Annotated in this window: 13 protein-coding genes; 8 read left to right on the top strand and 5 right to left on the bottom strand. The window is 62.5% G+C overall.

Features of this window, described 5'->3' with window-relative positions:
- Positions 1-55 precede the first annotated feature (55 nt).
- Entirely contained in the window at positions 56-235 is a 180-nt protein-coding gene (locus DOM36_RS06930; RefSeq protein ID WP_075568445.1) for a hypothetical protein, read from the bottom strand.
- An 86-nt stretch (positions 236-321) separates the two neighbouring features.
- The gene (locus DOM36_RS06935) at positions 322-2,406 is read right to left on the bottom strand and encodes a TonB-dependent receptor (RefSeq protein ID WP_110642148.1); all 2,085 of its coding nucleotides are present in this window, start codon (positions 2,404-2,406) and stop codon (positions 322-324) included.
- A 241-nt stretch (positions 2,407-2,647) separates the two neighbouring features.
- On the opposite strand from DOM36_RS06935, the gene DOM36_RS06940 reads away from it, so the two are divergent.
- Positions 2,648-3,445, top strand: a complete 798-nt coding sequence (locus DOM36_RS06940; protein ID WP_075568443.1) for an SDR family oxidoreductase — start codon at positions 2,648-2,650, stop codon at positions 3,443-3,445.
- Between the two features lie 134 nt (positions 3,446-3,579).
- On the opposite strand, the gene DOM36_RS06945 is transcribed toward DOM36_RS06940, so the two are convergent.
- From DOM36_RS06945 to DOM36_RS06955, 3 genes are all read right to left on the bottom strand, one after another.
- Positions 3,580-4,377 carry a DUF481 domain-containing protein gene (locus tag DOM36_RS06945; RefSeq protein WP_157958583.1) on the bottom strand — a complete coding sequence of 266 codons (798 nt, stop codon included), beginning with the start codon at positions 4,375-4,377 and terminating at the stop codon, positions 3,580-3,582.
- Positions 4,378-4,832: 455 nt separating this feature from the next.
- On the bottom strand, positions 4,833-6,083 hold the full coding sequence (locus tag DOM36_RS06950; protein ID WP_348626387.1) for an amino acid deaminase: 1,251 nt from the start codon (positions 6,081-6,083) through the stop codon (positions 4,833-4,835).
- A gap of 31 nt (positions 6,084-6,114) precedes the next feature.
- A complete protein-coding gene (locus DOM36_RS06955; protein ID WP_110642150.1) occupies positions 6,115-6,906 on the bottom strand; it encodes an IclR family transcriptional regulator in 792 nt (263 codons plus the stop codon).
- A 164-nt stretch (positions 6,907-7,070) separates the two neighbouring features.
- On the opposite strand from DOM36_RS06955, the gene DOM36_RS06960 reads away from it, so the two are divergent.
- From DOM36_RS06960 to DOM36_RS06990, 7 genes are all read left to right on the top strand, one after another.
- Positions 7,071-7,910: a transporter substrate-binding domain-containing protein gene (locus DOM36_RS06960; RefSeq protein WP_110642152.1), complete on the top strand. Its 840-nt coding sequence runs from the start codon at positions 7,071-7,073 to the stop codon at positions 7,908-7,910.
- Between the two features lie 78 nt (positions 7,911-7,988).
- Positions 7,989-8,654 carry an amino acid ABC transporter permease gene (locus DOM36_RS06965; protein ID WP_110642154.1) on the top strand — a complete coding sequence of 222 codons (666 nt, stop codon included), beginning with the start codon at positions 7,989-7,991 and terminating at the stop codon, positions 8,652-8,654.
- Between the two features lies 1 nt (position 8,655).
- Positions 8,656-9,330: an amino acid ABC transporter permease gene (locus DOM36_RS06970; protein ID WP_110642156.1), complete on the top strand. Its 675-nt coding sequence runs from the start codon at positions 8,656-8,658 to the stop codon at positions 9,328-9,330.
- Entirely contained in the window at positions 9,327-10,091 is a 765-nt protein-coding gene (locus DOM36_RS06975) for an amino acid ABC transporter ATP-binding protein (protein ID WP_075560921.1), read from the top strand. The genes DOM36_RS06970 and DOM36_RS06975 overlap by 4 nt, the downstream gene beginning before the upstream one ends.
- 173 nt (positions 10,092-10,264) lie before the next feature.
- The gene (locus DOM36_RS06980; protein ID WP_110642158.1) at positions 10,265-11,128 is read left to right on the top strand and encodes a MurR/RpiR family transcriptional regulator; all 864 of its coding nucleotides are present in this window, start codon (positions 10,265-10,267) and stop codon (positions 11,126-11,128) included.
- Between the two features lie 16 nt (positions 11,129-11,144).
- On the top strand, positions 11,145-12,614 hold the full coding sequence (locus DOM36_RS06985; protein ID WP_110642160.1) for a D-aminoacylase: 1,470 nt from the start codon (positions 11,145-11,147) through the stop codon (positions 12,612-12,614).
- Positions 12,615-12,666: 52 nt separating this feature from the next.
- Complete coding sequence (locus DOM36_RS06990; protein ID WP_110642162.1) at positions 12,667-13,059, top strand: RidA family protein; 393 nt, start codon at positions 12,667-12,669, stop codon at positions 13,057-13,059.
- Positions 13,060-13,099: the final 40 nt, after the last annotated feature.

A 13,099-nucleotide genomic window follows, 5' to 3' on the forward strand; every position in this document is an offset into this window, starting at 1 on the left:
CCCAAAAGCCGCCCACGGGCGGCTTTTTGCATCCAGTCAGAACGGATGGCGACCGTTACGGCAGCTCGCCGGAACCATTCTGTCCGCGCGATGCATCCGCCGGGTTGCTGGTCGGCCCTTCCTGAGGCACGCCCGGCTTCACCTCGCGCTGCCCATCGTTGTAGCGGTTGAACGTGCAGCCACCGATCAGGGAGAGCAGGACCAGGGCCCCGACGAATGGAATGAGAATACGCATGGCGGTTCCTTGAATCATCGTTGATGGCGGCGATACTCGGTCGCCGCTCTCATGTTTGCCCTGTCGACGCGTCGAATGCCCGCGCCTCAGAAGTCGATACCGATACCAGCATAGACCGTTCTGCCCGGTGCCGGCTCGAAATAGCGGTCGTTGTTGGCATTGATCCGCACGTTGGCGTAGTGCTCGATATCGAACAGGTTGCGAATACCGCCGTAGAGCTTGAGTACGGTATCGCCACCCAGACGCCAGCCGTCTCCCCCGCGCAGGTTGATCAGCCAGTAGTCGCCGACTTCGACGTCGCCCGCGTTGTCGGCCACCATGTCGCCGACGTATTGCGTTTCGAGCGCGGCAAAGCGCTGATCCAGCCCCTGCCAGATCAGACGATTGACCCAGGTCTGTTCCGGCAGGCCGGGGATGCGATTGCCGCTGTAGTCGCCCGCTTCACCGTCGTAGCTATCGAACTCGTACTTGGCCAGGGTCAGCGCGCTGTCGATGCGCCAGCTCGGATCGAACTGCCAGCCCAGCGCGACTTCGAGCCCGTCACGGTCGCTGTCACCGGCATTCTCGTAGAAGGTGCGTCCATCCTCTCCCTCGTAGGGCACCAGTTCGTCGCGCACCCGCACCGAGAACAGCGCCACGTCGTAATCGAGACCATTGTCGAAGTTGCCGCGCAGGCCGATCTCGCGATTCCAGGACTTCTGCGGTTCGATATCCGGATTGAAGCCGCCGATACCCGCCGGATTGGCGAACTCGGAGAAGGTCGGCGTCTCGTAGGCGGTTCCGGTATTGACGTAGACCTGGTGGTCGCGACGATAGCGATAGCTCAACCCGGCCGAGCCGCTCCACTCGTGGAACACGCGGTCGCCGCTGTTGTCGCCGTCACTGAGATAGTCGTCGTCGATATCGAGATCGACCCGGTCGTAGCGCCCGCCCAGCGACAACGTCCAGCGCTCGGTGAGATCGAGGTCCCCCTGCAGGAAAGTGCCGACCGAGGTGGCCGTCTGGGTTTCGTCGGCGACCTTGCCGGTCACCGTGCCATCGAATTCGACGTTCTGGCGACCCCGGTCGTCTTCCTGCCGCGCCAGATCGAGCCCGGCCACGTAACGCAACGGCATGTCGCCCAGGCTCAGCGTCTGATGATATTCGGCGCTGGCGCCGTAATAGTCGCGGTCGTAATCGATCAGGCTGTCACCGGGATAAGGCAACTGCTGTTCGAAATCGCGCTGGAGGTAGAACCCCTTGAGGTAGAACTCGCCCGGCCCTGCCGACAGATCCTGGTACTGCAACCCCAGCACCTGCTGATCGACGCTCTGGCCGGTGTCGTACTCCTCGGTAAACGCACCCGCCTGATCGCGATCTTCGTGGACCTGTGCGCGGGTCAGGCCACCCGGATCTTCCGAACGCGGGTTGTCGAGCAGATTGACGATCGCCGTCAGCGCGCGATCACTGCCGAGTTCACGCCGCAGCTTGGCGTTGAGCAGATATTTCTCGGTCGAACTGTGGTCTCGATAACCATCGACGTTGAGCGCCGACACGCTGACGTGATGCGACCACGGGCCGTTCACGCCACCGTTGCTGACCGCGTACTTCTGGTAGCCGTCACTGCCGCCTTCCACACGAATATGGCTGCCGGGATCATCGCTGCCATCGGCGGTGGTCACGCTGATCACGCCACCGGCGGCGTTGCCGTACTGCACCGCCGCCGGCCCGCGGATCACCTCGATGCGCTCGGCGCCGTCGAGATCGATGGCGTCGAGCTGGGCCTGACCATCCGGCAAGGTGTAGGGGATACCATCGACGATCACCGTGATCCCGCGCACACCGAACGGCGCCCGCGCCCCGAACCCGCGGATGGAAACCCGCTGTCCTTGAGCGAAGTTATCGCGGTTCTGGATGAACACGCCGGGAACCGTGACCAGCGACTCGTCCAGCCGAACCCGCTGCTGGCCCTGCTGGATCTCGTCGCGCTCGATCACCGAGACGGCGGCCGGGGTGGCATAAAGCTCGCGAGCGAGCCGCGGCGCCGTGACTTCGATGACCGGCTGCGCTTGTGCCGATGAACTCGAGGGCAGGGGCGTCGGAGATGACGGCGTCGAGGCCGATTGTGCCAGCACGGCACCCGGCGTGGCGACGCCCAGGCACAACACCGTTGGAAGATGGCGGAATTTCATGGCGTTCCCTGCAAATGATGGTGTCACCGCTTTGCCAGCGGTTTCTGACTCGGTGAGGCTCGTGGCTGGCTTCGGCGCGTGCGGCAGCCACGATCGGGCGCCATTCTTGCCGCTCGATAGCCCCGCCGCAAGACAAACCATCGATGGCGACGATTGGCGATAAACCGCGACCTTGACCATGCTGGAGGCATTGTCACTTGATACCTTCGCAGCAATCTCCCATCAAGCAAGGAGCTTGGCCATGGATTTGGCAATTCGCGGTAAAACCGCACTGATCACCGGCGCCCAGGGTGGCATCGGTCTGGCCACCGCCCAGTGCCTGTCCGCCGAAGGCGTCAATCTGATTCTCAGCGATCTCGACGCGGACGCCCTCTCCCGCGCGGCCGTCGAGATCGATGGCGATCCGCTCTGCATTGCCGCCGATGTCACCGATCAGGCGGATGTCGATGCGCTGGTTCGACAGGGGATCGAGCGCTTCGGCGTGATCGATATCGTCGTTCATACCGCAGGCGTCACTGGCGCCAAGGGTGACCCGCTGGAGCTGAGCGACGACGATTACGAACACGCCTGGCAGATCGACTTTTTCTCGGCGGTGCGAGTGGCAAGAGCGACCATTCCCGCGATGCGCGATCGTGGCTGGGGTCGCTTCATCTGCCTCACGTCGGAGAACACCGTTCAGCCCTACTGGGAAGAAGCGGTCTACAACACCGCCAAGGCCTCGCTCAGCACGTTCATCAAGAACCTCTCCTACAAGGAAGCCGCCCATGGCGTGCTCTGCAACACCGTCGCGCCGGCTTTCATCGCCTCGCCGATGACGGATGGCATGATGAAACAGCGCGCCGAGCAGCTCGGCTGTTCCTTGGAGGAAGCGATCGAGAGTTTTCTGGAGGAGGAGCGCCCCGGGATCGTCGCCAAACGCCGCGGGGAGGCCAGGGAAGTGGCTTTCGTCATCGCCATGCTGGTGTCGCAGCACGCCTCGTTCGTCAACGGCAGCAATGTTCGTGTCGACGGTGGCTCCGTCATCTCGGTCCAGAATTGAGCCAAATCGTACCGTCGCGATGAATCGAACAAAAACGGGGCCAAGGCCCCGTTTCCGTTTCACGTATCTGGTTGATCACTCGCCTGGTTGATCACTCGTCTGACGAGAGTGCCTGGCTCATACGCTGCGACGAATCACAGGTTGTAGACCAGCGATACCCCGGTGGTGGTATCCGTCTGGCTGGAGGCGCCCGGCGGTGGGTTGTCGTTGAACTCGACCTCGTAGGCGAGCTTGAGCGACAGCGTGTCATTCATCGCCACCGTCAAGGCCGTTTCCGAGCGGCCGATGAGGTTCTCCTCCGAGGCTTCGGTCGCCAACGATTGAGAGAAATTCGAGGTATCGGAGAACTGCCAGTCGTAGTCCAGGCCAGCGTAGACCAGGCCGACGTTGTCATGGCCGCCATCTTCATACTCGTCGTGGCGTACACCCGGGCCCACTTCCACGGTCAGCGACTGCGGCGGGCCGATGAGCAGCTGGCGCCCGTAGCCGCCCACCAGGGTCGACTGGGAGTCGTAACCCGAGAACCGATCCTTGTCCCAGCGTGCCAGTCCGAACAGATAGTTGTAGGTGGAGAGGTTGTAACGCGTGCGCCCGGCGACCAGATACTCCTCCGCCGAGGTCTCGTCATCGTCGCTGGCGCTCCTCGCGTTCAGCTGCAGATTGTAGGACCAGGGCGCGTTGAACCAGGTCATGTCCGCCCCCGCCAGCAGGCTCTCGCTATTACTGTTGCCGCTGATCTTGTGATAGCCAAGCTCGGCCGTGCCCTCGAAGGGCTTTTCCGCCGTGGCCGGATTCTTCATGACATCCAGCTCCTCGAGCTGGGCCTGGGCCATGCCGGCACAGATGAGACTCGCCGCTCCCAGGCCAACGGCCATGATCGCTTTCAGACGCCCTGACTTTCCCTGGGCGGGTTTCCGTCCTTGATGATTCACACTGTCGGCCTCTTGTGGCAGTCGAAACGCGCCATTCGTCGATTTGACATCGGCGCGCGTCATTAGACTTAACCCACGGCAAGGAAACAACCAAACCGCGTTTTCATTCACATTTGCTCCCCGGATCCGACATGCCCTCGAGCGAGCCGGGCGATGAACGGGGCATGCAAGCAGCACTTGACGCCGGGTATAAAACGTCGGCCATAAAAAAGGCGAGCCAATGGCTCGCCACAAACTTCCGTCAATGATTCGTTAGGTCTCATCCCGACGGAAGAGCGCTCGGGGGATGAACCGCGAGATTCGTCGCGCGCCTCATCCTGGAAACTGTCGGCAGGCGACAACGGAACCTGTCCGTTGCCGCCTGCTCGAGATCGCCAAGTTAAGCGAGCAGCGGCCGAACGTCAATATTTATGGAAACTATTTCCACTTTTTTAACAACCCGCACGTCTACGCCATCAGAAGTGGGTTTCGAGGATGTCTCGAACGTCCAGCGTATCGTCCACAAGCAGCATCCGCCGCCACTTGTCGAACGTCAGGCAGGGGTGCGATGTGCCAAAGGCAATCACGTCGCCAACGGCGATCTCGGCGTTCTCGGGAATCTGCAGAAAGACGTGCTGATCCATGATGTGTGTCGTTCGCCAGGCACTGACATCCACGGCCGCGACAGGCGCGCTCGAAGCCGCACCGGAGGTGGCGCTTGCGGGATAAAGCCTTAGCGGCAACGGCAGGTCCGGCTCGTGGCCGATATCGCGCTTGCCCAGGGCGATGATCGCCAACCTCGGCTCCGGCAGCGACTGCACGTGAGCGAACACCTCGAGTGCAGGCTGCAACGCGCCCTCGAGGTTCGGGTCGCGGGCCTTGATCTGGTCCATCGCGCCGGCATAGAGCTTGTGATCGTGCACCACGTAGCAGCCCGGTCGCAGCACCGGCGTGTAGTGTTCGCGCAGTTCTGCTAGGTCAAACGCCTCGGCGATCAGGTCGAACCATTTGGAACCGGAAGCGGTAACGATCGGCGCCTGGCGTTTGAGCACACCGCTGGCCTGCAACGTGCGAACGGTGTCGACCAGCCGCTCACCGTAGGCGCGCACGGCCGCGACCTCGTCACCGCCGCCAATCATGCCTTCGTACCCTTCGATACCCACCAGCGCCAGTGCCGGCTGCTCGGCGATGGCGGCTACCAGGGCGTCGACCTGCGAGGCAGTACGGCAGCCGCAGCGGCCGCCGTCGATACCCAACTCGATCAGCACATTGAGCGTGAGACCTCGTGCGGCAAAGAATGCCCCCAGGTCGCGAACGTTCTCGATCCCGTCGACCACGCAGTAGTACTCCAGCCCGGCGGCGATGGCATCGGCGATCAGCGCCATGTTCGGCCGTCCGACCAACTGATTGACCATCAGCACCCGGTCGACGCCGTGAGCACGCGCCGCCACCGTCTGCACCGCCGTCGCCAGGGTGATACCCCAGGCCCCCGCTTCGATCTGACGTTTGAACAGCTTGGGTGCCATGGTGGTCTTGCCGTGAGGCGCGAGCTTGGCGCCGTGATCGTCCGCGAACCGTTGCATCCAGGCCAGGTTGTGGGTCAGTGGCGCCTCGAAGATCGCCGCCGCCGGCAGCGGGACGTCCGTCAGCAGATTGGCGGGGGTCGAGAGCGGCGTGCCTTTTTCCACGGCCGCCGATGCGTTTCCTGAAGCAGTCATATTGTTCATTGTCTTTCTCCGGATAGGGGTCTCGGCAGGCTCAGTCTGTGTTGGAGAGCATGAAGGACGCTTCGCGCAGCGCGCCGATCAGAGTTTCGCGCCGCGATTCATCGGCATCACGACCGATCGTGAAGCAGAGCGTGGCCCGGGCTCGGTCGGCACCTTCGTGGATCGGCACGGCCATACAGCAGGCGAAGCTGTCGACCAGACCTTCGGTGAGCGCATAACCACGCTGTTGCGTCAGTTCGATCTCCGCAATGAAACCGTCGATATCGATTCGCTCGCCGTCGGGGAGCATGAAGTCCTCATCCGGTACCAGTCCCAGCATGGTTTCCCTGCTCATGCCACCCAGCAGGACGCGCCCGGATGCCGTCCACGGGATCGGCACCTTGACCCCGACTTCGGAGCTGATGCGAAACGGTCTGGCACCGTTTTCGTTGAGCATCACGGTGTACTTGTCGCCATCCAGCATGCACAGCTGGGTAGTCTCGTCGTAGCGCGCCGACAGCTCACGCATGACCGGTCTCGCACGCTTCAGCAGGTCGTTGTGATCCGCGTAGTCGAGTCCGAAATAGTGCATCGCCCGGCCGAAAAAGACCCGTCCGTCACTCTCCGTCTCCAACCACCCCGCTTCACTGAGCAGGTTGATCAGCTCGTAAACGCTGGAGCGGGGCGCGCCCGTCGCCTCCATCAACGCCTTCGGCGTCATCGGCTGACGGTGCAGATGTAGCTGTTCGCACAGGGCGATAACGCGATCGACCCCGCGGGCGCGGGGCGCCGCGGCGCTGGAAGATGTGGTGGTGCTGGAAGACCTGGTGCTGGAATCGCTCATATCACCTCATTGATAGTGCTACGGGTCCGATCTACCCGGTTAGGTGCCGCTGAATGACACCCTTGCGCAGAGCCGGTGAATAGGTGCAGTATAAATTCATCCGATAAATCGGACAACAATCCGATATACCGGACAAACAACAGCAACAATACGAGCCCACTCCCATGAAAACGATCCTCAAAGCGCTGAGCGCCGTTGCGGCGGTCGCCCTCATCCCCTCACTTGCCGCTACCCACGCCCAGGCGGACACCCTGCAAACGGTGCTGGACCGTGGCGAACTGGTCGTCGGTACCGGTAGTTCGAATCCACCCTGGCACTTCACCGACAATGGCCAGACCGTCGGGTTCGATGCCGACATCGGCCACATTCTGGCTCAAGGTCTGTTCAACGATCCCAGTAAAGTCCGTTTCGTCAACCAGTCTTCGGATGCCCGAATTCCCAACCTGCTGACGAACAAGGTCGACATCTCCTGCCAAGGGATGACTGTCACGGCGGCACGTGCGCAACAGGTCGCTTTCACCGTGCCCTACTATCGCGAGGGCGTCGGCCTGCTGATGCTCAAGGGCGGCGACTACGGCGATTACGACGCGCTCAAGTCGGCCGGCAGCGACATCACGGTTGCCGTGCTGCAGAACGTCTATGCCGAGGAGATGGTCCATCAGGCACTGCCGGAAGCCGAGGTCGACCAGTATGAAAGCCAGAATCTGATCTATCAGGCCCTCAACTCCCATCGTGCCGCAGCGGTCGCGACCGACCTTTCGACCTTGAAGTGGTACATGAAGAATAACGGTGATCGCTACGTCGATGCCGGCTACAGCTGGAATCCGCAATCCTATGCCTGCGCCGTGTCGCCCGACGATCAGCGCTGGTTGAATTTCGTCAACACCACCCTCGAAGAAGCCATGTACGGCGTCGAATTCCAGCGCTATTCCGATGCCTTCGAACAATGGTTCGGCGAGCGTCCCCCGGCACCGAAAACCGGCTTCCCTGCCGAAATGCGTTAAATCCCGGTTTTGGCGCTGCCGAACTCATAGGGTTCGGCAGCGCCCTGCCAAACCGCTCGACCAGGCAGACGAACGCTCATGAACTATCACTTCAATTTCGCCCCCATTTTCGATCAGTGGCCGATACTGCTGAGTGGCATCGGTCTTGGTCTGCTGCTGGCACTGGTGTCGATCGCGATTGGCTCCGCGCTCGGACTGGTGGTCGCCTTCGCCAGTCGTGCGTCGAATCGATGGCTTCGCAGCCTGGCCTTCACCTGGATCTCGATCCTGCGCAATTTGCCGATCCTGGTGATCGTGCTGTTTCTGTTCTTCGGCATGCCGCAGTTGGGGCTGTCGCTGGACAAGATCACCAGCTTCATCGTGGCCCTGTCGCTTTACGCCAGTGCCTATATGGCCGAGGTCTTCCGGGGAGGCCTGCTGAGCGTTCCCCAGGGATTGATCGAAGCCGGACAGGCGATCGGTCTGACGTCATTCCGAATCAAGCGCTACATCGTGCTGCCGATCATGTTTCGCAATGCCTTGCCGGCGTTCGGCAACAACTTCATCTCGCTGTTCAAGGACACCTCGCTGGCGGCCACCATCGCGGTTCCCGAGCTGACGTTCTATGCCCGCAAGATCAACTCCGAAACCTTTCGGGTCATCGAAGTCTGGCTCGTCGCGTCGCTTCTCTACATCGTTTGCTGCTATGCCATCACGCTCGTGCTGAGAGCCATGGAAAAACGGCTCGTGCTGGAGAAAACCTGACATGGACTGGAGCTACTTCTTCAACGAGGTCGTGAACAACCGTGACGCGCTGCTGCACGGAACGGCGATCACCTTCGCGGTATCGCTGATCGCCATTCTGGCCGGAACCGTGCTCGGCATCGTGATCGGCATTGCCGTCACCTATGGCAACAAGCCACTGCGATGGCCGGCCCGGCTCTATATCGACATCATCCGCGGTACGCCCGTGCTGGTTCTGGTGCTGGCGACCTTCTACGTCTCTTCCGCCGTGGGCTTCAACCTTACCGCCTTCCAGGCCGGCGCGCTGGCGCTCACTCTGTTCTGCGCCTCCCACGTCGGAGAAATCCTGCGTGGCGCACTGCAATCCCTGTCGCGCGGTCAAATCGAGGCCGGACGCGCCATTGGCCTCACCTTCGGCGGCATCTTCCGCTACATCCTGTTTCCCCAGGCGCTGCGCTATGCCCTACCGACATGGATCACTGCTGCGGTGGAGATGGTCAAGGCGTCGACGCTGCTGTCGGTCATTGGCGTCGCCGAACTACTGCTGACCACCCAGCAGATCATCAGCAACAATTTTCTCAACATGCAGTTCTACCTGCTGGCCGGTGTGATCTATTTCCTGATCGACTTCGCCATCGAGCAGGTCGGGCGTTTCATTGGTCGGCGTCTCGAACAGCCCACCCGGAGAATAGTATGACCCCCATCGTGGAAGTGCGCGCGCTACACAAACGATTCGGCGAGCTCGAAGTGCTCAAGGGCATCGACTTTACGGTCGCAGAGGGCGAGGTCGTCTCGGTCATCGGCGCCAGCGGTTCGGGCAAGACCACCCTGCTGCGATGCCTCAATCTGCTCGAAGAGTTCCATCAGGGCGAGGTACTGATCGGTGGCGAAGCGATCGGCTATCACACGCGGCGTGGCCAACGGGCACGGGTGGGCGAGCATGAAATCGCGCGTCAACGGGCAATGACCGGCATGGTCTTTCAGTCGTTCAACCTGTTCCCGCACATGAGCGCGCTGGACAACGTCACGCTCGGACTGACCAAGGTGCGGGGCATGCCAAAAAACCAGGCGATCGAGCTCGGGGATCATTGGCTGGAGCGAGTCGGCATGCTCGAACGTCGGGATTACCGACCCTCGCAACTCTCCGGCGGCCAGCAGCAGCGCGTCGCGATCGCGCGCGCCATTGCCATGAATCCCAAGGTGATGCTGTTCGACGAGGCCACTTCTGCGCTCGACCCGGAGCGCGTCGGCGAGGTGTTGGAGACGATTCGGTCGCTTGCCCAGGAAGGTATGACCATGGTGCTGGTCACGCATGAAATGCGCTTTGCTCGGGATGTCTCCGACAAGGTCGTGTTCATGGAGGATGGCCGGATCGCCGAGCAGGGCCCGCCCGAGAGATTGTTCATGCACCCGGAGTCGCCCCGCCTGCAGGCCTTTCTCAAGACCTCTTCATTCTGAACTGAACGACATCTACGGGAGCTCTGGGAAGTTAACCGGCAAGTCGCAGGTTTCATACCTTGGGCGGAAAGTCTCGCCCGCGGAGAGATAACAACTTTCATAAAAATAAATTCTAGGTTAGAAAGTACCAGGCAAGTTCGAATCCCGTTTTAAGTCATGCCAAGGAATGAAGTGTGAGCCAGGAAATCGACATCCTGTCGCATATCACCGCTTGCCTGCCCAGTCTGCGCGAGGCGGAGAAGAAGGTCGCCAATCTGATCTTCGACGATATCGACTTCGTCGCCGAGGCGAGCATCGGCGAGATTGCCAGGCGCGCCGAGGTGAGCGATGCCACGGTGACCCGCTTTGCCCGGGCGGTGGCGTGCCGCAACGTGCGCGATCTGAAGACGCGCCTGACCCGGGCGCTGGCTGCCGGTCGCCGTTTCATCCAGGAAGCCAGCGAGGACGACGGCCTGGGGGTGATCTACGACACCGCCGCCCAGACCCTGGCGCTCAATCGCACGCTGATGGAGCAGGCGGACGTCGAGGGCGCGGTGGCGATGCTCGACGACGCCCGCCAGATTCTGGTGTTCGGCGCTGGCGGCGGCTCGACGGTGATGGCGCAGGAGATGCAGTTCCGGCTGGTTCGTCTCGGTTATGCGATCAGCGCCTATACGCAAGCGCTCTTGCCGCGCATGGTCGCCTCGACCCTGGAACCCGACGACGTCGTGGTGGCGCTTTCGGTCACCGGCTACACGCCGGAGATCAATGATGCCGCCGAGCTGGCACGCCAGTACGGTGCTCGGGTACTGGCCATCACCGCGGCCGGTTCGCCGCTGGCCAAGGTCGCCACTATCACGTTGCCGTTGGCGGCTCGAGAGACCGACTACATCTATTTTCCGTCGTCGTCGCGCTACGCCATGATGGCCGCCATCGACATGCTGGCGCTTGGCCTGGCGCTACGCCATCGCGCGCGCACTCGCGACAAGCTGCGACGACTCAAGATCACCCTCGATGCCCACCGCGGCGGCGACAATCGCCAGCCGCTGGGGGATTGAGAACCCGGGAGCCTCCATGCCTCACGATTTGTTGATTCGCCGCGCCAGCATCATCGACGGCAGCGGACGCGAGCCTTTCACCGCCGACATCGCGATCGACGGCGACCGGATCGTCGCCATCGGTGATCTGGACGACGAGGAGGCGGAAAAAGTCATCGATGCCGAGGGGCTGATTCTCACCCCTGGCTTCATCGACGTGCACACCCATGACGACACCAACGTCATCCGCACTCCCCAAATGCTGCCCAAGCTGTCCCAGGGCGTCACCACCGTGGTGGTCGGCAACTGCGGCATCAGCGCCAGCCCGGTGAAGCTGGCCGACGAGGTGCCGGACCCGATGAACCTGCTTGGCCGCGCGGAAGACTTCCGCTATCCGACGTTTGCCGCCTATGCCGAGGCGATCGCCAAGGCACAGCCGAGCGTCAACGTGGCGGCGCTGATCGGCCACACCAGCCTGCGCAGCCAGGTCATGGATCGTTTCGACCGGGCCGCCAGCGACAGTGAAATTGCCGCCATGCGCGAACAGCTGGAAATCGCGCTGGCCGAGGGCGCCGTCGGCATGAGCTCCGGGCTCGCCTACCGCAACGCCTATCACGCCCCCACCGCCGAGATGAACACGCTGGTCGCGGCCGTCGGCCGCGCCGGTGGCGTCTATACCACCCATCTGCGCGACGAGTTCGCCGGCCTCCCCGAGGCGATGGACGAAGCCTTCGCCACCGCCAGGCACGGTCAGGCGCCGCTGGTGATCTCGCACCTGAAATGCGCCGGCGCCGGCAACTGGGGCAACGCGCCCAGGGCGCTGGCCAAGCTCGACGACGCCGCGCGCTCCCACGGCGTGCACTGCGACTGCTACCCGTACACCGCCGGCTCCTCGACGCTGGATCTGGGCCAGGTCACCGACGAGATCGACATCTTCATCACCTGGTCCGACCCGCACCCGGAAATGGCGCGCCAGCCACTGAAGGCGATCGCCGAACAGTGGGAGCTGTCGCTGATGGACGCCGCCCGGCGCCTGCAGCCGGCCGGTGCCGTCTATCACAACATGAGCGAGGCGGACATGCGTCAGGTGCTGTCGCATCCGTTGTCGATGGTCGGCTCCGACGGCCTGCCCAACGACCCGCATCCGCATCCGCGGCTGTGGGGCGCCTTCCCGAGGGTGCTCGCGCATTACAGTCGCGACCTGCAACTGCTGCCGCTGACCGAAGCGGTGCGCAAGATGACCGGGCTTTCCGCCGCCAACTTCGGCCTCACCGACCGCGGCGAGATCCGCGTCGGCGCCTTCGCCGATCTGGTGCTGTTCGATCTCGACGCCCTCGAGGACACCGCGACCTACACTGCGCCGATCGCCAAGGCGAGCGGCATCGAGCTGGTCGTCGTCAACGGCGTGGTCAGCTATCGCCAGGGCGAGGCCAGTGAACATCGGGCCGGACGCCTGCTGCGACGTCAGGTCCGGTTGTCCGCTCGGCCTTCCCGCACCGCATCATGATTTTCACTCGCGTTACCCACCCGATCATCGAAACAACCCAGGAGAAAACCGTATGAGCATCAAACGTTATGGCATCGAGGGCGGCGTCGGCACCGGCGGTCAGAAACTGCCCTTCGCCCGCGCCACCGAAGCGGCCGGCTGGCTGTTCGTCTCCGGCCAGACGCCGATGACCGACGGCGAAGTCGTCGAGGGCAGTATCATCGAACAGTCGCGACTGGCGTTCGCCAACTGCCTGGCCATCGCCGAGGAAGCCGGCTACGGCGTCGAGGACGTCGTCCACGTCACTGCCGTGCTCACCGACGCGCGCTATTTCAGCTCGTTCAACAAGGTGTTCAAGGAAGTGTTCGGCGATCACCCGCCGGCGCGGATCTGCAGCGTTCAGGATCTCGTCGTCGACTGCAAGGTGGAAGTGGACATTAAGTGCTATCGCGCCGATCGCGTTTGATAAATGCCTGCACGGACGCATCGCTTTGTTGCACGGTACT

The organism is Salinicola sp. CPA57 (genome assembly GCF_003206035.1).
Classification (GTDB): domain Bacteria; phylum Pseudomonadota; class Gammaproteobacteria; order Pseudomonadales; family Halomonadaceae; genus Salinicola; species Salinicola socius.

Coding starts and splice junctions, on each gene's coding strand:
- DOM36_RS06930 (WP_075568445.1), bottom strand. CDS start 235: ATGCGTATTCTCATTCCATTCGTCGGGGCCCTGGTCCTGCTCTCCCTG.
- DOM36_RS06935 (WP_110642148.1), bottom strand. CDS start 2,406: ATGAAATTCCGCCATCTTCCAACGGTGTTGTGCCTGGGCGTCGCCACG.
- DOM36_RS06940 (WP_075568443.1), top strand. CDS start 2,648: ATGGATTTGGCAATTCGCGGTAAAACCGCACTGATCACCGGCGCCCAG.
- DOM36_RS06950 (WP_348626387.1), bottom strand. CDS start 6,083: ATGAACAATATGACTGCTTCAGGAAACGCATCGGCGGCCGTGGAAAAA.
- DOM36_RS06955 (WP_110642150.1), bottom strand. CDS start 6,906: ATGAGCGATTCCAGCACCAGGTCTTCCAGCACCACCACATCTTCCAGC.
- DOM36_RS06960 (WP_110642152.1), top strand. CDS start 7,071: ATGAAAACGATCCTCAAAGCGCTGAGCGCCGTTGCGGCGGTCGCCCTC.
- DOM36_RS06965 (WP_110642154.1), top strand. CDS start 7,989: ATGAACTATCACTTCAATTTCGCCCCCATTTTCGATCAGTGGCCGATA.
- DOM36_RS06970 (WP_110642156.1), top strand. CDS start 8,656: ATGGACTGGAGCTACTTCTTCAACGAGGTCGTGAACAACCGTGACGCG.
- DOM36_RS06975 (WP_075560921.1), top strand. CDS start 9,327: ATGACCCCCATCGTGGAAGTGCGCGCGCTACACAAACGATTCGGCGAG.
- DOM36_RS06985 (WP_110642160.1), top strand. CDS start 11,145: ATGCCTCACGATTTGTTGATTCGCCGCGCCAGCATCATCGACGGCAGC.
- DOM36_RS06990 (WP_110642162.1), top strand. CDS start 12,667: ATGAGCATCAAACGTTATGGCATCGAGGGCGGCGTCGGCACCGGCGGT.